22 protein-coding genes are annotated in these 23,183 nt (G+C 65.1%); 7 read left to right on the top strand and 15 right to left on the bottom strand.

Annotated features, from left to right (window positions below):
* Positions 1 to 12 precede the first annotated feature (12 nt).
* Genes VF617_RS13135 through folE form a run of 3 tightly spaced genes read right to left on the bottom strand, consistent with a single transcriptional unit; the run spans position 13 to position 1,740 of the window.
* On the bottom strand, positions 13 to 363 hold the full coding sequence (locus VF617_RS13135; RefSeq protein WP_331015342.1) for a dihydroneopterin aldolase: 351 nt from the start codon (positions 361 to 363) through the stop codon (positions 13 to 15).
* The gene (locus VF617_RS13130) at positions 356 to 1,120 is read right to left on the bottom strand and encodes an SDR family oxidoreductase (protein ID WP_331015341.1); all 765 of its coding nucleotides are present in this window, start codon (positions 1,118 to 1,120) and stop codon (positions 356 to 358) included. Before VF617_RS13130 ends, VF617_RS13135 begins: the two co-directional genes overlap by 8 nt.
* Complete coding sequence (folE, locus tag VF617_RS13125; RefSeq protein WP_331015340.1) at positions 1,120 to 1,740, bottom strand: GTP cyclohydrolase I FolE; 621 nt, start codon at positions 1,738 to 1,740, stop codon at positions 1,120 to 1,122. The genes VF617_RS13130 and folE overlap by 1 nt, the downstream gene beginning before the upstream one ends.
* Before the next feature lie 231 nt (positions 1,741 to 1,971).
* On the opposite strand from folE, the gene VF617_RS13120 reads away from it, so the two are divergent.
* Positions 1,972 to 4,626 (top strand): TonB-dependent receptor, encoded by a 2,655-nt coding sequence (locus VF617_RS13120; RefSeq protein ID WP_331015339.1) that lies wholly within the window; start codon positions 1,972 to 1,974, stop codon positions 4,624 to 4,626.
* 69 nt (positions 4,627 to 4,695) lie between these two features.
* Here the strand turns inward: VF617_RS13120 and VF617_RS13115 are convergent, their stop codons facing one another.
* From VF617_RS13115 to miaA, 5 genes are all read right to left on the bottom strand, one after another.
* On the bottom strand, positions 4,696 to 5,337 hold the full coding sequence (locus tag VF617_RS13115) for a YceI family protein (RefSeq protein WP_331015338.1): 642 nt from the start codon (positions 5,335 to 5,337) through the stop codon (positions 4,696 to 4,698).
* A 241-nt stretch (positions 5,338 to 5,578) separates the two neighbouring features.
* The gene (gene ilvC, locus VF617_RS13110) at positions 5,579 to 6,598 is read right to left on the bottom strand and encodes a ketol-acid reductoisomerase (RefSeq protein WP_331015337.1); all 1,020 of its coding nucleotides are present in this window, start codon (positions 6,596 to 6,598) and stop codon (positions 5,579 to 5,581) included.
* 156 nt (positions 6,599 to 6,754) lie between these two features.
* On the bottom strand, positions 6,755 to 7,270 hold the full coding sequence (gene ilvN / locus VF617_RS13105; protein ID WP_331015336.1) for an acetolactate synthase small subunit: 516 nt from the start codon (positions 7,268 to 7,270) through the stop codon (positions 6,755 to 6,757).
* 202 nt (positions 7,271 to 7,472) lie between these two features.
* Positions 7,473 to 9,251 (bottom strand): acetolactate synthase 3 large subunit, encoded by a 1,779-nt coding sequence (locus VF617_RS13100; protein WP_331015335.1) that lies wholly within the window; start codon positions 9,249 to 9,251, stop codon positions 7,473 to 7,475.
* A 45-nt stretch (positions 9,252 to 9,296) separates the two neighbouring features.
* Positions 9,297 to 10,220 (bottom strand): tRNA (adenosine(37)-N6)-dimethylallyltransferase MiaA, encoded by a 924-nt coding sequence (miaA, locus tag VF617_RS13095; protein ID WP_331015334.1) that lies wholly within the window; start codon positions 10,218 to 10,220, stop codon positions 9,297 to 9,299.
* Positions 10,221 to 10,313: 93 nt separating this feature from the next.
* Here miaA and serB point away from each other — a divergent pair, with 93 nt between their 5' ends.
* Entirely contained in the window at positions 10,314 to 11,264 is a 951-nt protein-coding gene (gene serB, locus VF617_RS13090) for a phosphoserine phosphatase SerB (protein ID WP_331015333.1), read from the top strand.
* On the opposite strand, the gene VF617_RS13085 is transcribed toward serB, so the two are convergent.
* The gene (locus tag VF617_RS13085) at positions 11,261 to 12,058 is read right to left on the bottom strand and encodes a MipA/OmpV family protein (RefSeq protein WP_331015332.1); all 798 of its coding nucleotides are present in this window, start codon (positions 12,056 to 12,058) and stop codon (positions 11,261 to 11,263) included. The genes serB and VF617_RS13085 overlap by 4 nt on opposite strands.
* A gap of 67 nt (positions 12,059 to 12,125) precedes the next feature.
* On the bottom strand, positions 12,126 to 13,043 hold the full coding sequence (locus tag VF617_RS13080) for an SPOR domain-containing protein (RefSeq protein ID WP_331015331.1): 918 nt from the start codon (positions 13,041 to 13,043) through the stop codon (positions 12,126 to 12,128).
* Between the two features lie 177 nt (positions 13,044 to 13,220).
* Here VF617_RS13080 and VF617_RS13075 point away from each other — a divergent pair, with 177 nt between their 5' ends.
* From VF617_RS13075 to VF617_RS13065, 3 genes are read left to right on the top strand one after another with little or no spacing between them, the layout of a single operon-like run.
* On the top strand, positions 13,221 to 13,937 hold the full coding sequence (locus tag VF617_RS13075; protein ID WP_331015330.1) for a ParA family protein: 717 nt from the start codon (positions 13,221 to 13,223) through the stop codon (positions 13,935 to 13,937).
* Between the two features lie 2 nt (positions 13,938 to 13,939).
* Positions 13,940 to 14,413 (top strand): hypothetical protein, encoded by a 474-nt coding sequence (locus VF617_RS13070; protein ID WP_331015539.1) that lies wholly within the window; start codon positions 13,940 to 13,942, stop codon positions 14,411 to 14,413.
* Between the two features lie 10 nt (positions 14,414 to 14,423).
* Positions 14,424 to 15,770: an SPOR domain-containing protein gene (locus VF617_RS13065; protein ID WP_331015329.1), complete on the top strand. Its 1,347-nt coding sequence runs from the start codon at positions 14,424 to 14,426 to the stop codon at positions 15,768 to 15,770.
* 300 nt (positions 15,771 to 16,070) lie between these two features.
* Here VF617_RS13065 and VF617_RS13060 read toward each other — a convergent pair whose 3' ends face one another.
* Positions 16,071 to 16,628 (bottom strand): helix-turn-helix domain-containing protein, encoded by a 558-nt coding sequence (locus VF617_RS13060; protein WP_331015538.1) that lies wholly within the window; start codon positions 16,626 to 16,628, stop codon positions 16,071 to 16,073.
* Positions 16,629 to 16,742: 114 nt separating this feature from the next.
* On the opposite strand from VF617_RS13060, the gene VF617_RS13055 reads away from it, so the two are divergent.
* Complete coding sequence (locus VF617_RS13055) at positions 16,743 to 17,207, top strand: SRPBCC family protein (RefSeq protein WP_331015328.1); 465 nt, start codon at positions 16,743 to 16,745, stop codon at positions 17,205 to 17,207.
* 105 nt (positions 17,208 to 17,312) lie between these two features.
* On the opposite strand, the gene VF617_RS13050 is transcribed toward VF617_RS13055, so the two are convergent.
* The 4 genes from VF617_RS13050 to VF617_RS13035 all read right to left on the bottom strand — a co-directional run bounded on the left by VF617_RS13050 (position 17,313) and on the right by VF617_RS13035 (position 21,294).
* On the bottom strand, positions 17,313 to 18,548 hold the full coding sequence (locus VF617_RS13050; RefSeq protein ID WP_331015327.1) for a dihydroorotase: 1,236 nt from the start codon (positions 18,546 to 18,548) through the stop codon (positions 17,313 to 17,315).
* A 115-nt stretch (positions 18,549 to 18,663) separates the two neighbouring features.
* Entirely contained in the window at positions 18,664 to 19,653 is a 990-nt protein-coding gene (locus VF617_RS13045; protein ID WP_331015326.1) for an aspartate carbamoyltransferase catalytic subunit, read from the bottom strand.
* Positions 19,654 to 19,738: 85 nt separating this feature from the next.
* Positions 19,739 to 20,200, bottom strand: coding sequence for a Holliday junction resolvase RuvX (ruvX, locus tag VF617_RS13040; RefSeq protein WP_331015325.1), 462 nt, complete (start codon positions 20,198 to 20,200; stop codon positions 19,739 to 19,741).
* Positions 20,197 to 21,294, bottom strand: coding sequence for a DUF3089 domain-containing protein (locus VF617_RS13035; RefSeq protein WP_331015324.1), 1,098 nt, complete (start codon positions 21,292 to 21,294; stop codon positions 20,197 to 20,199). The genes ruvX and VF617_RS13035 overlap by 4 nt, the downstream gene beginning before the upstream one ends.
* Before the next feature lie 140 nt (positions 21,295 to 21,434).
* Here VF617_RS13035 and VF617_RS13030 point away from each other — a divergent pair, with 140 nt between their 5' ends.
* Complete coding sequence (locus VF617_RS13030; protein ID WP_331015323.1) at positions 21,435 to 23,177, top strand: DUF4153 domain-containing protein; 1,743 nt, start codon at positions 21,435 to 21,437, stop codon at positions 23,175 to 23,177.
* The last annotated feature ends 6 nt before the right edge of the window (positions 23,178 to 23,183 follow it).

Raw genomic sequence — 23,183 nt, 5'->3', positions numbered from 1 at the left:
GGCGCCGGGCGGTCAGCCCGACCGAACCACCTCGCAGCCGATCCGCGCATCTGGATAGATATCGAGCTTCATCGATCGGACGCGGACTCGCGCGACCCGGCGGTCGGCTAGAGCAAGCGCCGCGACCTGGTCGCAAAGCGTCTCCTGCAACTCGAAATGGCGGGATTTCACCAGGGCATGAATCTGCTCTCGCAGGAAATCATAATCGACCACTGCCTCTATCCGGTCCCCCGGCGGCTCGGGATAGGCGCAGGCCATCGCGACATCGATTCGGATGCGTTGCGGCGCGGCGCGCTCATGCGGGTGGATGCCCAGGCCCATCGCCACTTCGAGCCCTTCGAGCAGGATCGTATACTCAGCCATCCGGGCGCTCGCGTCCTTCGAACATCACATCGCCCTCTCGCGGCAGGAAGCGCTGGCCGCAATCGACGAACACGTTCTGCCCGGTGATGCTGCTGCACGTGAGCAGATGCTCGACAGTGGCGGCGATGTCGTCGAGCGCGACGGGGCGCTGAAGCAGGTTCTGTCGGGCATGCCGCGAAAATTCCTCGGCGGTCTGATCCAGGCTAGGGAGCGTCAGGCCGGGGGAGACGGCGTTGACGCGGATGCGCGGAGCCAGGCCGCGAGCGAGCAGTTCGGTGGCGGCGGCGAGGGCAGACTTGCTGAGCGTGTAGGTGAGGAAATCGGGGTTGAGATTGGCGACTTTCTGATCGAGCAGGTTTACCACTGCCCCTTCGTCCAGATCCTCCTGCGCGGCGAGCGCCGATGCGAGTGCGATGGGCGCGCCCAGGTTGATTCGCATATGCTGATCGAGCAGCGTGAAATCGGTGAGCGGCAGCGCATCGAAGGCGAATTGCGATGCATTGTTGACCAGGCCGCCGATGGGGCCGCCCAGCGCATCGCGCGCCGCGGCGATAAGCGCCGGGGCTGTCGCCGGATCGGCCAGCTCGCCCTGAAGCACCGATGCGCGGCCGCCTGATTCCATGATCGCGCGGCACAGCGCCTCGGCATCCTCGGCGGCGTGATGGTGGTGGATCGCCACCGGATGGCCGCGCAGCGCGAGGCGGCGGGCAATGCCCGCGCCGATCCGCCGCGCAGCGCCGGTGATCAGTATCCGCATCAGAAGCCCATCAGCGCGAGCACTTCCTTGCGGCTGCGCTCATCCTCGCGGAACACTCCCATCATCCGGCTGGTGGCCATCTTCACGCCGGGTGTGCGGACGCCCCGCGCCGTCATGCAGGCGTGCGTGGCGCGGATCACCACTGCGACGCCGAGCGGCTTCAGATTGTCCCAGATGCAATCGGCGACTTCGGCGGTCAGCCGCTCCTGAACCTGGAGGCGGCGGGCATAGGCATGGAGCACACGGGCGAGCTTCGAGATGCCGACGACGTGATCGCGCGGCAGATAGGCGATGCACGCGGTGCCGATGATGGGCGCCATGTGGTGCTCGCAATGCGACTGGAAGGGTATTTCCTTGAGCATCACGATCTCGTCATATCCGCCGACTTCCTCGAAGACGCGGCTCAAGTGGTGCGCCGGGTCCTCGGCATAGCCGGCGCAATATTCCTTCCAGGCCCGTGCGACGCGCTCCGGCGTATCGACCAGCCCTTCGCGAGCCGGATCGTCGCCTGTCCAGCGGATCAACGTGCGGATCGCGTCCGAGACATGGGCGGGCACCGCGATCTTCGCGGGAGGCGCGACGATATCGCCGTCTTCGAGCTGCGCCTGGGTTTCCGTCATCGTCTGTCTCTCCCAACCTTGATCCAGGTTTACGCTACGGCAACCGGGACTTCCCGGAGTCCCGAGTGTTGCCATTCTGTACCGCACCGGGAAAAACGGCGCAAAACCGAGGAGTTCCGCGCTGCATTCCCGTTGACGGGCATAAAAATGCAGCGTTAGTTGCGTGGGTAATAAAAGCAACGCCGTCACCGGATATCAGCCGGGGCGGACCGGAGGAGGGGGACTCATCCCATGAAGAAGCTCGAACTGCTCGCCGCAACCGCACTCACGCTCTTTCTGGCGACGCCGGCCATGGCGCAGGATGCATCCACGCAGACCGACGCCACCGCTGAACAAAACGACGAGGATTCCGCCACTATCGTCGTCACGGCGACCAAGCGCGAGACGACGTTGCTCGACACGCCGATCGCAGTGACCGTCACCAACAGGGAGACGATCGAGCGCGCGCAAATCCGCGACCTGATCGACTTGCAGACCGTCGTGCCGTCGCTGCGCGTCTCGCAGCTGCAATCCTCGGCCAACACCAACTTCATCATCCGCGGCTTCGGCAACGGCGCGAACAATGCGGGCATCGAGCCTTCGGTCGGCGTGTTCATCGACGGCGTCTATCGTTCGCGCTCGGCGGCGCAGATCGCCGATCTGCCCAATCTGCAGCGTGTCGAAGTGCTTCGCGGCCCGCAATCGACACTCTTCGGCAAGAATGCGTCGGCGGGCATCATCAGCATCGTCACTGCGCGGCCGAGCTTCGAGTTTGGCGGCAACGTGGAAGCCTCGTACGGCAATTATAATGCGATCGTGGCAAAGGCGAGCGTAACCGGCCCGCTCAGCAAGACAGTCGCGTTCAGCCTGGGCGCGAATTACAACACGCGTGACGGCTATGTCCGCGATGTCGCGCTGAACCGCGACGTCAACAACCGCAACCGCTATGGCGTGCGCGGGCAATTGCTTTTCGAGCCCAATTCGGACTTCAGCGTCCGGCTGATCGGCGATTACGACAAGATCGACGAGAATTGCTGCGCCGTGGTCAACGTGATCAACGGCCCGACGGGCGCCATCATCGGCGCACTGGGGGGTAATCTCGATCGGGCGAACCCGTTCTCGTACCGGATCTACAACAACATCCTGTCAAGCAACAAGATCGAGAATTACGGGGGCTCCGGTGAAATCAACTTTACGCTCAGCGACGCGCTGAACATCACTTCGATCACCGCATATCGCAAGGTCAAATCCAACACCGATCAGGATTCGGATTTCACCAGCGCCGACCTGGTTGGACACAATGCCCAGCAGCTCGATATCGGGACCTTCACCCAGGAACTGCGCCTCGCCTCCGACTTTGACGGCCCGGTCAACTTCCTGCTCGGCGGCTTCTATTTCGACGAGCGGATCCGCCAGGCCAACCAGATCAACTTCGGCGCCTCCTTTCGCCCCTATGGCGACCAGCTGATCCGCGGGGCGAGCGGAAACGCACTGAACGTCGTGCTTCTGGAGAACACCTTCGGCGCGCTCGAAGGCGCGCCGACACGCTACCAGAACGCATTTTTCCGCCGCGGGGATGGGCTGAACGAGGCATATCGCCTCAACGACCGCTCCTTCTCGCTCTTCGGCACCGTCGATTTCGAAGTCACCGACCGGCTGACGCTGACCGGCGGCCTGAACTATACCGACGACCGTAAGACCTTCTCGACCAACGTGGTCAGCACCGACGTGTTCGCCGGGATCAATTTCGACGCGCCGCAATATGCGCCCTTCCGCAACCAGTTGCTGTTCCAGGGCGGGCTGGCGCAGCTAGTGGGCGGAGCCCTCGGGCTTGGACGTTCCGCGACGTCGGCGGAAATCACAGCTTTCGCCAGCAACCCCGCCACCAATCCTACGTTCGTAGCGATCTCGGCGGGCGCCCAGGCCAATGCCAACGCAAACCAGAACAACCCGGCGGCGAACCCACTGGCCGGGCTGCGCGCGCTGCAATTCCTGCCGCCCTTCTTCAACGTGCCCAACCCGATCGAGCCGGGCCTCACGCATGACGACAATCTGTCGTACACGCTGCGCGCCGCTTACAAGGCCACCGACAACCTCAATTTCTATGTGACCTACGCGACCGGCTTCAAGGCGAGCTCGGTCAATCTGTCGCGCGACAGCCGCCCGACGGCCGCCGACCTCACCCGCATCCGCAGCGCGAACCTCCAGACCGTCAACTTGACCTCGGGCTCGCGCTTCGCGGGGCCGGAACAGGCAAAGGTCTATGAAGCCGGCATCAAGGGGCAGTTCCGGCAATTCGCCTTCAACGCCGCCGTCTTCAAGCAAACGATCGAAGGCTTCCAGAGCAACGTCTTCACCGGCACCGGCTTCTCGCTGCTCAACGCCGAAAAGGAATCGGTGTTCGGTGTCGAACTCGACGCGAGCCTTACTCCAGTCAAGGCGCTCAACTTCACCTTTGCGCTAACCTATCTCGATCCGAAATATGACTCGTTCGCCAATGGCGGCGCGATCGGGCCCGCTACGGCGAGCGGCGGGCTGGGCGTGATCCCGACCAACCTGACGGGCACCCGCCCGGCGGGCATCCCCGAGTTCACGGTCACGACGGGCGTGAACTATTCTCAGGATCTCAGCGAGGGCCTATCGCTGCTGCTGCATAGTGATTTCGATCATGCCAGCAACGTGCGGATCGCCGAGGGCGCAGTGACGACGAAGCGCGAGATCAACCTGCTGAACCTTTCGGCGGGGCTGCAGTTCTCGAACGGGCTCGAGCTGATGGTCTGGGGCCGCAACGTGACCAATGACCAATATCTCTCGACGATCTTCTCGTCCGTGGCGCAGGCGGGCAGCATCTCGGGTTATCCGAGCATGCCGCGCACCTATGGCGTGACCGGGCGCTTCAAGTTCTAACCGGGCGACATGCGAACAGCGAGCGGGCACCCCCAAAAGGGGCGCCCGTTTCGATTTCAGGAAGGCCCCTCAGTCCTTGGTGAAGCCCGCGGCGATCTTGAGCGCCACTTCGTCCGAGATCATGGGGACGAGGAAGGTGAGGCCGAACTCGCTGCGCTTGATCAGCGCGCGCGCCTCGAACCCCAGATTTTCCCTTTCGCCGCCTGATCGCGATGCGGACTTGCCCGCACCGTAAAACTCGACGTCGAGGACGACGGGTTTGGTGACGCCGTTGAGCGTGAGATTACCGGTGACTTTCGCCTTCTGGCCCTTCGCTATCACCGAGGTGGAGACGAAATGCGCATCCTCAGGGGTGGGACCGAAGAAATCGGGCTTGCCGTCCGCTGCCTTGGGCGCACGCAATAAATGGCCGGTCAGCGCGGTGTTGGCAGTCAGGACCTTCGAGACCGGGATGGTGATGTCCACCGTGGCGGCGGAGGGGTTCCTGGGGTCGATGGCCAGCTTGCCGGTAACGCTGCCGAACAACCCGAAATAGGGGGTGAAGCCAAGGTGATCGACGGTCCATTCGACCAGCGTATGATTGGGATCGACACTGTAGGTGCCGGCCGTGACGAGCGCCGGGTTCCGCGAGCCCGGCTTCTGCCGTGCGTCCTGCGCCAGCAGCGGAGTGGCCACGAGCAGCGTGGCGGCGAGGATCAGGCGATTGCGCATGAAGAGTGCTCCTGTTGGGGGTGTTCCAGCATCGGCGTGCAAATCCCGGCGGTCAAACAGGAAGATGGAGCGGGGCCGACCCTTGGCCCCAAGGAAATGCCCCTCATGCGCCGATGGGGACGATGGGCGCTCTGTTCCACTTTCGTGGAAGCGGCACCGGCCCGCTCCCACACTCCCACAGGATCATGCTGGATGGGTGGCCGGGTGGGGAGCGGGCCGGTGCCGCCTAACTCAAACAGACCTAGTTCTTCGCCTTGTCGACCAGCTTGTTCGCGCCGATCCACGGCATCATGGCGCGGAGCTCGGTGCCGACCTGCTCGATCGGATGCGCCGCCGCGGCCTTGCGGCTGGCCTTTAGCTCGGGCTGGCCGGCGCGGTTGTCGAGGACGAAATCCTTCACGAACCGCCCCGCCTGGATGTCGGCGAGGACGCGCTTCATCTCCGCCTTCGTCTCGTCGGTAATGATGCGCGGGCCGGTCTTGATGTCACCATATTCGGCGGTGTTCGAGATCGAATAGCGCATGTTGGCGATGCCGCCCTCATAGAGGAGATCGACGATCAGCTTGGTTTCGTGAAGGCACTCGAAATAGGCCATCTCGGGGGCATAGCCGGCCTCGACCAGCGTCTCGAAGCCCGCCTGGATCAGATGGGTGATGCCGCCGCAGAGCACGACCTGCTCGCCGAACAGATCGGTTTCGCATTCCTCGCGGAAATTGGTCTCGATGATACCCGATCGCCCGCCGCCGACGCCCGAGGCATAAGCCAGCGCGACGTCATGCGCGTTGCCCGAAACGTCCTGGTGGATCGCGACGAGGCAGGGGACGCCGCCGCCCTTCACATATTCCGAGCGGACGGTGTGGCCCGGGCCCTTGGGCGCGATCATGATCACGTCCACATCGGCGCGGGGCTCGATCAGGCCGAAATGCACGTTGAGGCCGTGCGCGAAGGCGATCGTCGCGCCGGGCTTGAGATTGGCGTGGAGATCGTCGGCATAGATTGCGGCCTGATGCTCGTCGGGGGCGAGGATCATCAGGATATCCGCCCAGGCGGCCGCGTCCTTGTTGCTGAGAACCTTGAAGCCGGCGCCTTCGGCCTTTTTCGCGGTGGCCGAGCCTTCACGGAGGGCGATGGCGACTTCCTTGACGCCGCTGTCGCGAAGATTCTGTGCATGGGCATGGCCCTGCGAGCCATAGCCGAGGATGGCGATCTTCTTGTTCGAGATCAGGTTCAGATCGGCGTCGCGATCGTAATAGACACGCATTTTAGTTCTTCCCTTTCTACCCCTCTCCCTATGGGAGAGGATACGAAGACTTGGCAGCTTGCTGCCTAGTCGGAGTTGGTGAGGGCAGGGGCTCAGCTGCCCTCACCCTTCCGCCGCTTCGCGGCTCCCTCCCTCTCCCGATGGGAGAGGGAAATTTCAGGCCGCTTCGGCCCCTCGTGAAATCGCTACAATTCCGGTGCGGGCGACTTCGACCAGGCCTACCTCGCGCATCAGCTCGATAAACTTGTCGATCTTGTCGGTACCGCCGGTTACTTCGAAGACGAAGCTGTGGATCGTCGCGTCGACCACGTGCGCGCGGTAGACCTCGGCGAGGCGCAGCGCCTCGATCCGGTGATCGCCCGTGCCCGCGACCTTCACCAGCGCCAGCTCGCGCTCGACATGGGCGCCGAGCATGGTGAGATCGGTCACCTTGTGGACGGGCACGAGGCGCTCGAGCTGCGAATGGATCTGCTCCATCACGTGATCGGATGCCGAGGTCACGATCGTGATGCGGCTGACGGTCTTGTCCTCGGTGATCTCGCTCACCGTCAGGCTCTCGATATTATAGCCGCGCGCCGTGAACAGGCCGGCGATCCGCGCGAGGATGCCGGGCTCGTTGTCGACGATCACGGCCAGCGTATGCCGCTCGCTCTGTTCTTGCTTGATGTGCATTTTTAGCTCCTTCCTCCCCCTTGACGGGGGAGGATACGGAGACTTGGCAGCTCGCTGCCTAGTCGGAGTTGGAGAGGGTGAGCGCGCCGTTGGCGCGCGCGGCGCCAAGCGCCGCCCCCCTCACTAAGCTTTGCTAGGCAGCAAAGCTGCCAAGCGACGCTATTCTCCCCCGCGAGAGGGGAGAAAGTTCCTGGCTGCCGCATCACACCAGCGCCTTGGCTTCGTCGTCCATTTCGCCGGAGACTTCGGCGGCTTGGAGCATCATTTCGGTGTGGGCGGCGCCCGAGGGGATCATCGGGAAGCAATTGGCGAGCTTCGCCACGCGGCAATCGACGATCACCGGGCCGTCATGGTCGAGCATCGCCTGGATGCCGTCCTCCAGGTCTCCGCGCTTGTCGATGCGGATGCCCTTCCAGCCATAAGCCTCCCCTAATTTGACGAAGTCGGGGAGCGCGTCGCTGTAGCTTTCCGAATAGCGCGACTGATAGGTCAGCTCCTGCCACTGGCGGACCATGCCCATATATTCGTTGTTGAGGATGAATATCTTGACCGGCAGGCGATATTGAGTCGCGGTGGCCAGCTCCTGGATGTTCATCTGGATCGACGCCTCGCCGGCGATGTCGATCACCAGCGCATCCGGATTGCCGAGCTGCGCGCCGATCGCGGCGGGCAGGCCATAGCCCATCGTCCCTAGGCCCCCGCTCGTCAGCCACTTGTTGGGCTCTTCGAAATCGAAATGCTGCGCGGCCCACATCTGGTGCTGGCCGACTTCGGTGGTGATGATCGGCGACCGGGCATGCGTCGCCGCGTACAGCGAACGGATCGCCTGTTGGGGCATGATCACGTCGGCCTTGTCCTCGAAATCCAGGCAGCCGACCTGGCGCCAGCCCGCGATCCGTCCCCACCATTCGGAGAGAGCGGGCCTGGGGTGATTGCGGGTCTTCCAGCTCTCGACCATCTGCGCCAGCGCGATGCCGACATCGCCGATGATGGGCAGATCGACGCGGACATTTTTGTTCACGCTGGAGCGATCGATATCGACATGCACCTTGCGCGCATGCGGCGCGAAGGCATCGAGCCGGCCGGTGACGCGATCGTCGAAACGGGCGCCGAGGCAGATGATCAGATCGGCCTTGTTCATTGCCCAATTGGCTTCGTACGTCCCGTGCATGCCGAGCATGCCGAGCCACTGATCCGAAGAGGCCGGGAAAGCGCCCAGGCCCATCAGCGTGGAGGTGACCGGCGCGCCGGTGAGCGTGGCGAGTTCGCGAAGCAGCCGCGATGCTTCGGGGCCGGAATTGATGATCCCGCCGCCGGTGTAGAAGATCGGGCGCTCGGCCCCGGCGAGCATATCCACCGCTTCCTGAATCTTCGCGGCATCGGGCTGGGTCTGCGGGCGATATGTTTTGTGCGTGATCTTGCCCGGCGCGGCATAATGCGCCGTGGCGACCTGCACGTCCTTGGGGATGTCGACGACGACCGGCCCCGGGCGACCCGACGTGGCGATATGGAAGGCCTCATGCACGATCGTGCCGAGGGTCGCGGGATCCTTCACCAGGTAATTATGCTTGGTGCAGTGCCGCGTGATGCCAACGGTATCGGCCTCCTGAAAGGCATCGGTGCCGATCAGCGCGGTGGGCACCTGGCCGGTGATGACGACCATGGGAATCGAATCCATCAGCGCATCGGTGATGCCGGTAACCGCATTGGTCGCGCCCGGCCCGGAGGTAACGAGCACCACGCCTGGCTTTCCGGTCGAGCGGGCATAGCCCTCTGCCGCATGCGTCGCGGCTTGTTCGTGGCGGACGAGGATGTGGCGGATGCGGTCTTGCTTGAAGAGCGCATCGTAGATCGGGAGCACCGCGCCGCCGGGATAGCCGAACACGACCTCCACGCCGAGATCGCACAGCGCCTCGATCAGGATGTCTGCTCCGCTCTTCTCGGTCACGTATTCCTCCCTTGCTGCAACGCGACATAGCATTGCCCGAAGGGCGCTGCTAGTCGCACGAAAATGTTACGTCAAGCTCTATATAAGACATTTAGTTTCAAAATAATGCACCAAGGCGTTTGTTTCTATCTCTCCAGTGCGGTGCCAGAGTGGCGGCGGTTGACGGCGGAACCATGTGTATTGGCGCTTGGCATATTGGCGCGTGACCAGGGAGCCGGTGGCGATGGCCTTTTGGGAGTCGATTTCACCGCGCAGCATTGGGCCGAGCTCGGCGACGCCTATAGCGCGGAGCACGGGGGCGTCGGCGGGGATATCCGCGCGCGCGAGCAGGGCCGCGACTTCGCCACTCGCGGCATCGGCCATCCAGGCGAAGCGGCGGTCGATGCGCTCTCCGAGCCAGTCGCGGTCGGGCAGCAAGATCATCGCCGCCAGGCTGATCTCGCGGCCGATCCCGCCGGTGCGCTCGTTCTGCCATTCGTGCAGCGGACGGCCGGTTGAGCGGACCACTTCGAGCGCGCGGGCGACGCGGGCGCTGTCGTTGATGCCGAGCCTGGTCGCGCCGTGCGGATCGAGCCGGGCGAGCTGGGCATGGGCATCCGCGACGGGAGTGGCGCGGACTTCGGCGCGGATGTGCGGCTCGATCTCGGGGACGGGGGCGATGCCGTCGAGGAGCGTGCGCATATAGAGCCCGGTGCCGCCTACCAGGATCGGCAAGCGGCCCGCGGCATGAGCTTCGTGGATGGCTCCGCGCGCTTCGGTGGCCCAGCGTGCGGCGGAACTGGCCTCGGCGCCGTCGATATGGCCGAACAGCCGATGCGGAACCCGGGCTTCCTCCTCGTGGGAGGGGCGGGCGGTGAGGATGCGCAGATCGGCATAGACCTGCATCGAATCGGCATTGATGATCGTGCCGTCGTGCTTTTCGGCGAGCGCCAGCGCGAGCGCGGACTTGCCGCTTGCGGTCGGCCCTGCGATTAGCGCGACCTTGGGGAGAGCAACGGTCACTACTCTCTCCCGCTCACCCTGAGCTTGTCGAAGGGCCCTTCGACAAGCTCAGGGTGAGCGGAGGTTGGAATATCGCTCGGAAAGGCAACGTACTTGTTCATCGCGACGCTTATAGCAGACGGCACCTTGAATGCCTCGCTCCTGTCTGATGCGATTCACGAGTTTGATACGGAGTGTGCGGCAGGAAAGTTGGTCAGCGCAGACTTCATCGATGAAGGGTACGCGGCCGACTTTCTGTTTGAACCGGCGTCCGGTTTTGGTCGGGAGGATTGTGCGTCGCTCGCAAATGCAATGACCCAACGCATCGGAGCTATCGCAGGAGGTGGGCATGGGTTCGGCATCACGTTGGATGTGATCGTCCAGCCCGAAGCGGGGCGCGAGAAGACGTTGCTCGTCGCGGACATGGATTCCACGATGATTACCGTCGAATGCATCGACGAGCTGGCTGATTATGCGGGGATCAAGGCGCAGATCGCCGAGGTGACCGAACGCGCGATGCGCGGCGAGCTGGATTTCGGCGCGGCGCTGGATGCGCGAGTGGCGCTCCTCAAGGGGCTGGAGGAAAGCGCGATCGACTGCTGCCTGGCCGAGCGCGTGCGGCTGTCCCCGGGGGCGGAGACGCTGGTGAAGACGATGCGCGCGCGGGGGGCGCTGACGGTGCTGGTCTCGGGTGGCTTTACGCGGTTCGCCGAGCCGGTGGGCCGCATGCTGGGCTTTGAGCGCGTGATTGCGAACGTGCTGGAGATCGACGCGGGCAAGCTTACGGGGACGGTCACCAAGCCGATCGTGGATAGCGCGACAAAGGAGAATACGCTGCTCGACTGCCGCGCCGAACTCGGCCTTGCCCCCGAACAGACTTTAGCCGTGGGCGACGGGGCAAACGATCTCGCCATGATCCGGCAGGCGGGGCTGGGGGTCGCCTATCGCGCCAAGCCAATCGTTGCCGCGGCGGCGGGCGCGCGCGTGGATTATACCGATCTGACGACCTTGCTTTACGCGCAGGGGATACCACGCTCGGAGTGGGCCACGGAGGGCGCAGCCTAGCGCTGCCGCCCGAACGTGTAGGTCAGCCCCAGCCCGCCGGAAATCTGGTCGCGCTTGCCGAAGGCGCGGATGAAGGGGGAGCGAGCGGCGTCGCGCACCAGCCGGTCGTATTTCACATAGCCGACCAGGCCCCAACGCTCGTTGAGCGAATAGGTCATGCCGCTCGTGACGCCGACAGCGTGGACGCCGCTGCCGGGGCGATGGACGGGGAGGCCCGTGCGCGCGGCTTCGCCGGGGTTCACGCCGAAATAGGCGGCTTGATAATCGCGGTCGGAAAGCGAGACGCGCGGGCCGATCGAGAAGACATATTTGTCGCCGTCGCGTGCGACGAAGTCCGCGCCGAACGATCCGACCAGGCTGCGATGCCCGCCGATGCCCTTGCGACCTTCAGCGCGGATGCGGAAGGAATCGGAGAGCCAGAACTGGACGAAGCCCCCGGCCTCGATCGTAGCGCCGATCTCATCGACTTGCGCCCCCACATGCTTGCGGCGACGACTGCTTTCAAAGCTGACCGCCGGCCCCACCTCGAAGCCGGACGCACGGATCAGCGGGAAGCCGAAGCTGTCGTCCGTCGCTTCGTAATCGAACGGCTTGGAACCGCGGGTCATTGCGAAGTCCCAATAGGGACTGATCGTGATGTCCTCGGAGCCCGGAAATCTCGGCACGACCTGGGCGCCCAGCCCGACCCGGACGCGCAGCGGCTCCTTTTCGCCCGCAACGTCGGATTGGGCGAGAGCGGGGCACGCAACCAACGCGCTGGAGGCCAGCGCCGCAGACAATATAGCTTTGATCATCAAGCTCCAACGAAGGAGGAGAGGTTTCGTTGCGCCTCCGTATCGCTTCCTGCCCGGCCCGCTGACGTCACCTGGTGGGCACGCAGGGGCTGACCCCGCCGCATGCCCCTGCGGCTTCCGCCCGGCTCGCGAAGGGGCCGACCAGCACTTTGGTGAGGCTGCCGGTCTTCACATAGGAAACCTGGCGCCCCGGGAAGCGGCCGCCGACCTGTCCCCAGAGCTTGCGCGCATTGTTCGGATCGCCGAATGCGCCGAGCTGGAGACGCCAGCCCCCGTCGCGCGCCGGCACGGCTACGGACGGCCTCGCCGCTGCGACGGGCGCAGGCCGTGGGGTTGGGCGCGCCGGGGGCTGGGTTACCGGCGGATTGTTCGTGGCCACTCGGACGGGCGGTAGATCGGGCGAGGGCGCGCGATTGAATTCTTCCTCATATTTACGCGCCAGCGTCAGCCCTTCGCGGCGCTCCTGCAGGGACATATATTTGTCCATCTGCGCCAGCGCGGTCGAAGCTTCGTTCAATCCCGTCTGCGACGAGCGGGTGACCAGCGCATAGGCGCGCACCCAATCCTTGGCGACCACATCGCCGTTGAAATACATCGTGCCGAGCACGTATTGCGCGCGCGGATCGCCGCGCTGGACGGCGCGCTGAAGCCAGGTGAGCGCTTCACTGCGCTTGCCGTTCGCGAAAAGGGCCAGGCCATAGCTGGCTTCGGCCTGTTCGTGCCCCTGCCACGCGGCCTTGCCATACCAGCTTTCGGCTTGCTTGAGGTCCGCCGGCACGCCGCGGCCGAGCTTATAAGCCTGGCCCAGATTGAACTGCGCATCGGCGTTGCCCTGGTTCGCGGACGGGCGCCAGCGATCCACCGCGCCCTTGAAATCGCCGCGCTCCCACGCATCGACTCCGGCCTTGACGACGTTGTCCTGCGCAACGGCCAGCGGAGCCAGCAACATCGTAACGGCGGCCGCAGCCAACCAAAGAGACCTCATCCCACCCAACTCCTGCGCCCCCGCAACAATGGATAAGTGCCAGTTAACCACTCGAAGGGAAAGAAATCCTTACTTTCGGCGCGCAGGCGCTTCGTCCCGCAGCGGCACGCGTTAACTTCTTCTTGAGAGACGGCGTGGCATCCCAGCCCTGGGTTCGAGTAATATTCGAGGGGGTACATGCGGGTTCTGGCGATGGCATCGCAGAAAGGTGGGTCGGGCAAGACGACCCTGTCCGGGCATCTTGCCGTTCAGGCGGAGCGCGCGGGCTGCGGTCCGGTCGTGCTCATCGACATCGATCCGCAGGGCTCGCTTTCCGATTGGTGGAACGAGCGCGAAACGCAGCTCCCCGCCTTTGCGCAAACCACGGTCGCGCGGCTTGCCGCCGATCTGGAAGTGTTGCGGCAGCAAGGCTTCAAGCTGGCGGTGATCGATACCCCGCCAGCCATCACCATGGCGATCCAGAGCGTGATCCAGGTAGCCGAACTGATCGTCATCCCGACGCGGCCCAGCCCGCACGACCTGCGCGCCGTGGGCGCCACGGTCGATTTGTGCGACCGCGCGGGCAAGCCGCTGATCTTCGTGGTCAACGCCGCCACGCCCAAGGCGCGGATCACCGCGGAAGCCGCCGTCGCGCTCTCGCAGCATGGCACGGTCGCTCCGGTCACGATCCATCACCGCACCGATTTCGCATCGTCGATGATCGACGGGCGCACCGTGATGGAAATCGATTCCAACAGCCGCTCAGCCGGCGAAGTCGTTGCGCTCTGGTCGTATATCTCCGATCGGCTCGAGAAGAATTTCCGGCGCACCGTGTTCGCGGCTCCTGCCGCGGTCCACACGCACTTTGGCGCAACGCGCCCGGCAGGCGGCTTCGGCCGCCGGGTGGTGAGCTGATGATCGGTAGTTCGAAGCCGATGGCATCCCTTTCGTCCAGCCTGCTCGCGCGCAAGGGCCAGGCCAAGCCCGCGATGCGCCCGCAAGGGTTCGTCGGGATGACGCATGGCACCACGCAGGACGATCTGGGCTGGAACGACATGGGCGAAGAACCCCCGGTTGCCGCTCGGGTCGAAAAGCCGGTGGTGCTGCGCCAGATCGAAGCATTGGACGAGCAGATCGCTCAGGCCGCTCCGACGCCGCCGCCCAAGGCGAAGCCGAGCCGCGTTGCGCGCGCGGCTCCTGCGAAAAACATCAAGGCCGCTTTTACGCTGCGACTCGATACCGACCGCCATTTGCGGCTGCGCCTCGCATCGGCGGTGACCAATCGTTCGGCGCAACAGATCGTCACAGAGGCGCTCGACGCCTTTCTGGAATCGCACACCGAGGTCGAAGCGCTCGCGCGCCAGATCGGCCCGGCCAAGGATCATGGGTGAGGGAATTACCATGAAGAGCCATAGCAAGCTTCTGTTCGGCCTGACGGCGCTGGCGCTGGGCGGCACGCTGGCGGGGGGCGCGCTGACCCAGGGCTTCGCGCTTTCGGCCTTCGCGACCGACGCGCCGAATGCCAAGAAGGGCGCATCCGAGGCGGCGCAGGCGCGCAAGGCGATCGCCAAGCGCAAGGCGGCCAAGGCCGTGCAGCACGCCGAGGCCGCCGTTTCGAACGATCCGCAGAACGCCGATTACCGCGCGCTGCTCGGCCAGGCCTATCTGCTTTCGGGGCGCTTCGGCTCGGCCGCACAGGCGCTGAACGATGCGCTGACGCTCAACCCCGAGGATGGGCGCGTCGCGCTCAACCTGGCGCTCGCGAAGATCGCCGGCGGCGATTGGGCCGGCGCGCGTGCGACTCTCCAGACGCATGCCGATCAGATCCCGGCAAGCGACCGTGGGCTGGCGCTGGCGCTGGCGGGCGATCCCGTCTCGGCCGTCGAAGTATTGATGCCCGCCGCGCGAGCCGTGGACGCGACCGCCAAGACGCGCCAGAATCTCGCGCTGAGCCTTGCCCTCGCCGGACGCTGGGCGGAAGCGCGCAAGTTGGCGGAAGTCGATGTCGCCGCCGATCAGCTCGACGCGCGGATCATGGAATGGGCGAAGTTCTCGCGTCCCACCAACGCCTATGACCAGGTGGCTTCGCTGCTCGGCGTGACTGCGGTGCAGGATGCAGGGCAGCCAGTGCGGCTTGCGCTCGTTCAGCAGCCGAACGTGCAGCTCGCGGCAGTAGCTCCGGCGCCCCAGCCCGTGGTCGATCCGGTCGATGCCTTCATGCCGGGCGCGCCTGTGGCTTCGGCGGAGGCTCCTGCTGAGACCAACGTGCAGGTCGCTTCAGTCGAGCCTCAGCCCGAAGTACAGCAGATCGCCGGGACCGGCGCATCGGTGGTGTTCGGCCCGCGGGAGGAAATCGTGCAGCCGCTTCCCGTGCGCGCGGCCGTGAAGCCCACCCCGGCCATCGTGCGCCGGGAGCGCGTGGCAGCCCCCACCGTGCAGTCACGGCGCGGCAATTACTATGTTCAGCTAGGCGCCTATGCCAATTCGAGCGTCGCGCGCGATGCCTGGGCCCGGCACACGCGCCGCGTTCCCCGTCTGGCTTCGAATGCGCCGCAGGGTGCGAAGATTTCCACCCGCGCGGGCAATTTCTATCGCCTGTCGGTAGGTGGATTCGCGCGCAGCGACGCCGATTCGCTGTGCCGCCAGCTCCGCTCCACGGGCGGCGCATGCTTCGTGCGCGTCCAGGCGGGCGATGCGCTGGCCAGCTGGGCTAAGCCCGGCCGCAATGCGCAGCTGGCTTCGCGCTAAGGTTTCCCTCTCATCGGGGTTCAGGGAAGGCCGGGCGAAAGTCCGGCCTTTTCGTTTGCTGGTTTGGGCTCGCGGAAGTTTAGGCGAAGTTTAGGCCAATGCGCGGTGTGCGAGCCGCGAATGTTCCCAATGTTCGCACTGGCCATGGGCCTCTCAACCGACGATTTCAAAGAGCGGCCGGCATTGCCGACCGGCTCAGCCAAGCAGGCGAAGTCCTACATTGCAAGGATTGATGGCGAGGGCCGCTTTTGGTGGCTAGCGGTCAGTCGGCATTTAAGTCGGTCGTTGAGCAGGCAGACATTACTCCGAGCAGATAAGGTCAATAATCCGCTGCGCGCTCTTGTGTAACGCCGCTCGCGGTTCGCCGCTTCGCGCGCGGTTGGCCAAAGCGATGTGCGTCGACAGAACCAGATCGGCCGCAGTCTCGATCTCCATTTGAACGGCGACTTCCCCTTTCCTTTGCGCCTGCGTCAATCGCTCGACCACAGCGCTGCGCAGCCCTGCCAGCGCAGCACGAACGCGATCCGCGATTTCGGGGTCGGTTCCAGCCAGCGGCAGCGCCGTCGCGAGCATGAAGCAGCCCGCGCCGGCCTCAGCGGTAAAAAGGTCGAGGTCAGAAACGAAAAATGCCGTCATCGCATCCCGAAGCCGGGGCTTGCCGAATGCCGATTCCACAAGGCCGGCGGCATCGCGCTGATAGGCGTCATAGGCCTGAAGGAAGATCGCGCGCTTGTCCCCATAGGCGGCGTAAAGGCTGGGTTTGTGGACACCGATCGCCTCGGCCAATGCCGCGAGTGACGTGGCCTCATAGCCAAGCCGCCAGAACACGGACTGCGCCGTGCGAACAGCGGCTTCCATATCGAAGATGCGGGGACGCCCTACAGATGCGGCCATTATGTTCCAATCGGTAATTAACTCTTGCGTCGACCGGAATATTATTCTAATCGGTAAACAACGCAAGGGAGAGGTCAGATGATGGTTGAACTAGCAAGCATAGCCGCAGTCGCGATGGCGTCCATTTCGAGCGACGAGCCGGCCAATGTGAAGGTCGTAACGACGGAGACGATCATCGCTGCGCCTCCCGCCAAGGTCTGGGATGCCGTTCGCGATGTCTATGCAGTCGACACGCGGCTCGTGCCCGGCATGGTCACAAAGGTCGAACGCGCAGGTGACGTTCGGACGGTTACTTTCACCAACGGTTTCGTGGTGAAGGAAAGGATCATCGCCGTTGATGATCGATCGCGTCGCATCACCTATTCGGCGGTTGGCGGCAAGGCGACTTACCACGTCGCGACCATGCAGGTCACTGCCAATGGGCGCGACGGGAGCAAGGTGATCTGGCAGACGCGATTCTTACCTGCAGAACTCGAGCCCTTTATCTCGCAGAATATGCAGGCGGGGTCGACGGTTATGAAGGCTCATCTCGAAACGCAGTAACCTTACGGCGTACGCTCATCGACAGGGGCTATCTCGTCGCATGACCGCTATTGGCATCCCTAACAGCATCGTTGAACGTCTGCTACTGCGCCGCAAGCGGACGACTTATCCGCCCGCCGCCGCGCCGATCTCCGCTCCGCCCTTGAACAGGCGGAGCGCCTTGCCCTGGACGGGCAGTCCGTCGAACGGCGTATTGCCTGCGCGCGCGGCCATGCGGTCTGCGTCGATGATCCAGGGCGTTTCGGGATCCAGGACGATCAGGTCTGCCGGCATGCCAAGGGCGAGCGTGCCGGCCTCCAGTCCCAATATTCTTGCCGGGTTGGCCGCCAGCAGCGCGAAGAGCCGCTCGATCGGCAGCAATCCGTCGCGCACCAGTCCCAAGGATAGCGCGAGCAGAGTCTCGGCGCCCGACATTCCGGGCTCCGAATCGGCAAAGGGGAGCCGCTTGGCCTCCGGGCCGCGCGGATCGTGGCCGGATGCGATCACATCGATCGTGCCGTCCTTGATCGCCGCCAGCGCGGCCTGGCGGTCGCTTTCGGCGCGGAGCGGCGGGGAGAGGTGCGCGAAGGTGCGAAAGTCGCTCATCGCGATATCCGAGAGCAGCAGATGCGCGGGCGTGATGCCGCAGGTGACGGCGACGCCACGGCGCTTGGCGGCGCGGATGAGATCGAAGCCCTGCGCGGTGGTGACCTGGCGGAAATGCAGGCGCGAGCCAGTCTCCTCGGCAAGCATTAGGTCACGCGCGATGGCGAGCGCTTCGGCGATCGCGGGGGCGGCGGGGAGGCCGAGACGGGTGGCGGTCTCGCCTTCGGTGGCAGCCGCGCCGCCGCTCAGGCCGCCGTCCTCGGCATGCGTGATGACTGCGAGACCGCAGCCCTTTGCATAAGCCAGCACTTTGCGCATCGTGCCCGCATTGGCGATCCAGCTGCGGCCGGTCGCGACGGCGCGTGCGCCGGCGGAGGCGTTTATCGCCATTTCGCCGAGATCCTCGCCCGCCAGCCCGCGCGTGGCGGCGGCGATGGGGTGGACCCATAGATCGGGCTTGCCCGAAGTGGCGGCGCGGCGAACGATGCCCGGATCGTCCAGCACCGGGCTTTGATCCGGCATCAGCCCGACGCGCGCGATCCCGCCGAAGCGGCATGCGGCGCGGTCCACCGCGAACACGCCGAGATCGATGAGGGCGGGGGCGAGCATCTTTCCGGCAAGGTCGATGATTCGCGCGTCAGTGGGGACGGTGATGTCGCCGGTGGCGGCGATTGCGCCGTTTTCTACGAGCAGGCTGCCCCTGCTGACGCCGGCGACGGGGCAGACGAGCGTGGCGTTGGTGAAGGTGAGGATCATCGGCGTTCGCCTTGCCGTTCTCCTGCGAAAGCAGGAGCCCAGAGCCAAGCAGGGTGACGTTTACGACCCTGGGCTCCTGCTTTCGCAGGAGAACGGAATGGGGCTGGAGCATACCTCACGCCCAGCCCTCCACGCCGCGGGCCCGGCGGGTGAGAACGTCGAGGCAAGCCATCCGCACCGCGACTCCCATCTCTACCTGTTCGGTGATTGCGCTGCGCACGGGATCGTCGGCGACCGACGAGTCGATCTCGACGCCGCGGTTCATCGGGCCGGGGTGCATCACCAGCGCATCGGGGCGGGCGAGGGCAAGCCGCTCGGGAGTAAGGCCGTAACGCAGGTGAAACTCGCGCGTGGAAGGGATGAATCCGCCGCCCATCCGCTCATTCTGGACGCGGAGCATCATCACCACGTCGGCGCCCTCGAGCGCGGCATCGAAATCGGTGAAGGGCTGCACATACATCCGTTCGACCCCAGCCGGCATCAGCGTCGATGGCGCGACGACGCGGACCTCGGCGGCGAGGGCGGTAAGCGCCAGCATGTTCGAGCGCGCCACGCGGCTGTGGAGGATGTCTCCGCAGATCACCACGCGCTGCCCCGCCACCGATCCACGGCGGCGGCGGATGGTAAGCGCATCGAGCAGGGCCTGCGTCGGATGCTCGTGCCAGCCGTCACCGGCGTTGAGCACGGGACAATCGACCTTATCGGCGATGAGCTGGACCGCGCCCGAGCTGCCATGCCGGATGACGATCACGTCGGCGCGCATCGCGTTGAGCGTCACCGCGGTGTCGATCAGCGTCTCACCCTTCTTCACCGAGCTTTGCGCCGCGTGCATGTTTACCACGTCCGCGCCGAGCCGCTTGCCGGCGATCTCAAACGAGAGGAGCGTACGGGTGGATGCTTCAAAGAAGGCGTTGATCTGCGTGACGCCTTCAAGGCGCTTGTCGCTCCTGGCGCGGCTGCGGTTCGCCTCCACCCATTGCTCGGATTCATCGAGCAGGAACATGATCTCATGGGGCTGAAGTCCCGCGATCCCGGTCAAGTGCCGGTGCGGGAAGGCGGCGCTGCCGGAAAGCTGGGCAGCGGGGCGATGATCGGATGCTGGCATTAAAGGGGCGGGTTAGACGGGCGCGGGCGGGGAGGCAAGCTCAGCTTACTCCCCTCCCTTGCAGGGAGGGGAGGACCTCGGTCGATCAGGCGTTCACCAGCGCGTCGATCGCCGCCTGGAGGATGTGCGCGGCGGCCATGTTATCGACCATTTCGGCACGGCGGGCTCGGCTGAAATCCTGCTCGATCAGGGTGCGCTCGACGGCGACGGTGGACCAGCGTTCATCCCAGAGGAGTATCGGCAGCATTATGTCCGCCAGGTTGCGCGCGAACGCGCGGGTCGATTGGGTGCGCGGGCTGTCCGTGCCGTCGAGATTTAGCGGCAGGCCGATTACGAGCCCTTTAACCGCCTGGGCCGCGACAAGATCGGCGAGCGCCGCCTTGTCCTTGGTGAACTTGGTGCGGCGGACCAGCAAAGCGGGGGAGGCGAAGCTCCACCCGGCGTCGCACAGGGCCGTGCCGATCGTCTTGGTGCCCACGTCGAGCCCGAGCAGGCGCCCGCAGCCGGGAAGCGCCGCGCGGAAGTCTGCAGCGGCGGTGGTGATCACGGCTTGAACGCGGCCAGCCGCCGCTCGGCATCGGCGCGGACATTGGCCCAGAACAGGCTGTAGTCGAACACATGGTAATTGTTGCCGGGGAGCACATAGGGACCGAGATCGGGCGGATTGCCGCCGATCATCAGCAAGCCGCGGCCATCGCACCGCGCGCTGACCCGGCCCCTTTCGATATGCGCGTTCCGCAAATCCTTGTCCTGGATCAGCGCGCCCAGATTGGCCTCGGGCGGAGCATCGTCGTTCGGCTTGCCGGTAAGCGGATTGGTGCAGACCATGAGGGTGCGGGCGCGGGGCAGGCCGGTGAAGCCGTTGCTCGCATCGAACGTGTCGAGGATCAGCGAGGGATCGGCCGGCTCACCGAAGCTTTGCCATGAGAGAATGCAGCCGGCTTCGTCGGCCGCCGAGCAGGCGGGCAGGCCCATCCTGGGCAAATCGGCAGTGATCGAAACCGGCCAGCCGACGAGATAAGCGGCGACGATCCGCTTCGCGACTGGCTTGCCCGCAATGCGATCGACCAGGAGGCGCGAGAGATGCAGCGCGCCCTGGCTGTGCCCCGCCAGCACGATCGGGCGGTCCCCGGCTTCCTTGAGGAATTCATCGAACGCGGCCGATACGTCGCGATAGGCGAAATCGAGCGCCTGCTCGGCCTGTTTCTGCGAAGTTAGGAACGCGCCGAAGGTGGCCTGGCGATAGCGTGGCGCCCAGACGTGCCCGACCGAGTTGAACGCGCTCGCCTGGCCGCGGAGGAACAATTCGGCTCGGCCATTGGCATCGGCGTTGTCGAGCGGGGCGTTCCACGCGCTGCGATCGAGGAATGAGGTGGGGTGGACGAAGAACACCGCCGCTTTCGGGTCTGCCGCGGCCTGACAGCCCTCAGGAGTCCATAAAGCGGGATTGCCGGGCTTGTCAGGCCGGGCGAGCCACATATCCGCGTTTGCATAGCTGCCCGGCGGGGCGAGGGCGACGACATCGGCGCTGGGCACCATCGCCTGACGCAGCAGTTGCGCCCCCCAGAATCGATAAGCGAAGGTAGCAGCGATGCCGAGCACGATCAGGAAAACCACAACATAGAGGAATTTGCGGGCCAAGACCGACCACTCCATCGTGCATTGCAACATAAACCGGCACCCCGGCAACCGCGGCTCCCTGAGCCATGGATGCGCCGGATGCAACTGCGAGTTGACGCGGGGGCGGGCAGGGGCGGATGCTCTCGCCAAGGGGGAGCATCATGATCGATTCGCACGACGCAGGAACCACAACCGCGAATGCAGACTGGCCGCTGCGGCCGGTGCTGCTGGCGCTGCTCGGGCTCGTGACGGGCCTGGTGGTGCATCTCATCATCGGCGAACTTTCGGACTCGCAGTTGAGTGCGGGACTGTTGGCGGCGCTTGCCTTCGTGACAGTGACGGCCGGACTGATCGGGTTCACGATCGAGCGACGCTTGTGGTGGGCGTCGGTCGCGTTTGCAGTGGCGGCGGGCGTGGTTGCCGCGGGCATCGTGTGGTGGAACGGCGCGCCGGATCATTGGAGCGGGGGCGATGGCTGGCGCGGGATCAGCCTGTTGCTCGCCATCGCGATCGCCGCCCCCTTGTTTCAGGCAGGGCGCGACGAGGGAGGGCCGCGCTTTCCCTATGCCTCGGTCCATGATCATGCCTGGACCAATGTGGTTTTGTGGGGCGCGTGCTGGGTGTTCGTGGGCATCACCTTTGCCCTAACCTATCTGCTCGCTGGCCTGTTCGACCTGATCAAGCTCAGATTCCTGAGCAATCTGCTGCGCAATGACTGGTTCTGGCGCGCGCTGATCGGGCTGGCGTTTGGCGGCGCGCTCGGCATCCTGCGCGAGCAGACGCAGGTGGTTCGGCTGCTCCAGCGCGTCGTGCTGACGGTGCTTTCGGTGCTTGCGCCGGTGTTGGCGGTGGGGCTGATCGTGTTCCTGGTCGCCTTGCCCTTCACCGGGCTGGCGCCGCTTTGGGAGGCGGGGAGCGCTACGGGAATCCTGCTCGCCTGCGTCGTCGGATCGCTGATTCTCTCCAATTCGGTGATTGGAAATGCGCCAGGCGAGGAGCGAAAGTTCCCGTTGCCGCGCTTCGCGGCGATGGGACTGGCGGCGGTGATGCTGCCGCTGGGGATTATCGCGGCGGTCGCGATCGGGCTGCGCATCGGGCAATATGGTTTCACGCCGGAGCGGCTCTGGGCGCTGACCTTTGTGATCCTGGCCTGCGCTTACGGGCTGGCCTATCTGGTCTCGCTGGCGCGTGGACGGCTTGATTGGGCGGCGAAGGTGCGACCGGCGAACCTCAATCTGGCGTTCGGCACCTGCGCGGTGGCGCTGCTGCTCGCGACTCCGCTGGTGAGCTTCAATGCGATCGCCACACGCGATCAGGTCTCGCGGCTCGAATCGGGGAGGCTCGCGCCCGAAAAGTTCGACTGGCGGGCGCTGGCCTTCGAATTCGGCGAACCGGGCAAGGCGGCGCTTAAGAAGCTCCAGGCTTCGGCCAATGCCGACATTCGAGAACGCGCGGCACGCGCCGGCAAGGCGGAAAGCCGTTGGGAAGTGCAGCCGGAAGGCCCCTCGCGCGCCGACGTCGCCAGGCGCTTGCGCGTGCTCCCTGCGGGATCGCCGCCATTGCCGGATGCGCTGCTCGACTATCTGGCGACTCAGCGCTGCGGCGCCGGCGAGAATGGCGGGTGCACGGTGCTGCTTGCGGATGCGGGAACGGCGATGGTCCTGCGCGACTCCTGTTTCGCGCCCCGGGACCGCTGGCCATGCAACAACGCCACCGAAGTGCGGCTGATCGACGGCAACTGGACGGATAATACGGGCGCCAGGCCAGTTCCAAAAAAGGATGAAGCCCAAGCTCGCGCAGACGCGCAACGAAAGGCATATGCGAGCGGACAGATCGAAATGCGCGAGGTCAAGCGCCGACAGCTATTCGTCGGAGGCGAACCGATCGGCACGGGCCTCGAATAGGTTGCG

The organism is Sphingomonas sp., from assembly GCF_036388215.1.
In the GTDB taxonomy this organism is placed as follows: Bacteria; Pseudomonadota; Alphaproteobacteria; order Sphingomonadales; family Sphingomonadaceae; genus Sphingomonas.
The sequence above is the reverse complement of the archived record's forward strand: the minus strand, read 5'-3'. Positions and strand labels throughout refer to the sequence as shown.

Excerpts from the sequence above, each read along its gene's own strand:
- VF617_RS13135 (WP_331015342.1), bottom strand. The coding sequence starts at position 363 with ATGGCTGAGTATACGATCCTGCTCGAAGGGCTCGAAGTGGCGATGGGC.
- VF617_RS13130 (WP_331015341.1), bottom strand. The coding sequence starts at position 1,120 with ATGCGGATACTGATCACCGGCGCTGCGCGGCGGATCGGCGCGGGCATT.
- folE (WP_331015340.1), bottom strand. The coding sequence starts at position 1,740 with ATGACGGAAACCCAGGCGCAGCTCGAAGACGGCGATATCGTCGCGCCT.
- VF617_RS13120 (WP_331015339.1), top strand. The coding sequence starts at position 1,972 with ATGAAGAAGCTCGAACTGCTCGCCGCAACCGCACTCACGCTCTTTCTG.
- VF617_RS13115 (WP_331015338.1), bottom strand. The coding sequence starts at position 5,337 with ATGCGCAATCGCCTGATCCTCGCCGCCACGCTGCTCGTGGCCACTCCG.
- ilvC (WP_331015337.1), bottom strand. The coding sequence starts at position 6,598 with ATGCGTGTCTATTACGATCGCGACGCCGATCTGAACCTGATCTCGAAC.
- ilvN (WP_331015336.1), bottom strand. The coding sequence starts at position 7,270 with ATGCACATCAAGCAAGAACAGAGCGAGCGGCATACGCTGGCCGTGATC.
- VF617_RS13100 (WP_331015335.1), bottom strand. The coding sequence starts at position 9,251 with ATGCTATGTCGCGTTGCAGCAAGGGAGGAATACGTGACCGAGAAGAGC.
- VF617_RS13085 (WP_331015332.1), bottom strand. The coding sequence starts at position 12,058 with ATGATCAAAGCTATATTGTCTGCGGCGCTGGCCTCCAGCGCGTTGGTT.
- VF617_RS13080 (WP_331015331.1), bottom strand. The coding sequence starts at position 13,043 with ATGAGGTCTCTTTGGTTGGCTGCGGCCGCCGTTACGATGTTGCTGGCT.
- VF617_RS13075 (WP_331015330.1), top strand. The coding sequence starts at position 13,221 with ATGCGGGTTCTGGCGATGGCATCGCAGAAAGGTGGGTCGGGCAAGACG.
- VF617_RS13065 (WP_331015329.1), top strand. The coding sequence starts at position 14,424 with ATGAAGAGCCATAGCAAGCTTCTGTTCGGCCTGACGGCGCTGGCGCTG.
- VF617_RS13060 (WP_331015538.1), bottom strand. The coding sequence starts at position 16,628 with ATGGAAGCCGCTGTTCGCACGGCGCAGTCCGTGTTCTGGCGGCTTGGC.
- VF617_RS13055 (WP_331015328.1), top strand. The coding sequence starts at position 16,743 with ATGATGGTTGAACTAGCAAGCATAGCCGCAGTCGCGATGGCGTCCATT.
- VF617_RS13050 (WP_331015327.1), bottom strand. The coding sequence starts at position 18,548 with ATGATCCTCACCTTCACCAACGCCACGCTCGTCTGCCCCGTCGCCGGC.
- VF617_RS13045 (WP_331015326.1), bottom strand. The coding sequence starts at position 19,653 with ATGCCAGCATCCGATCATCGCCCCGCTGCCCAGCTTTCCGGCAGCGCC.
- VF617_RS13030 (WP_331015323.1), top strand. The coding sequence starts at position 21,435 with ATGATCGATTCGCACGACGCAGGAACCACAACCGCGAATGCAGACTGG.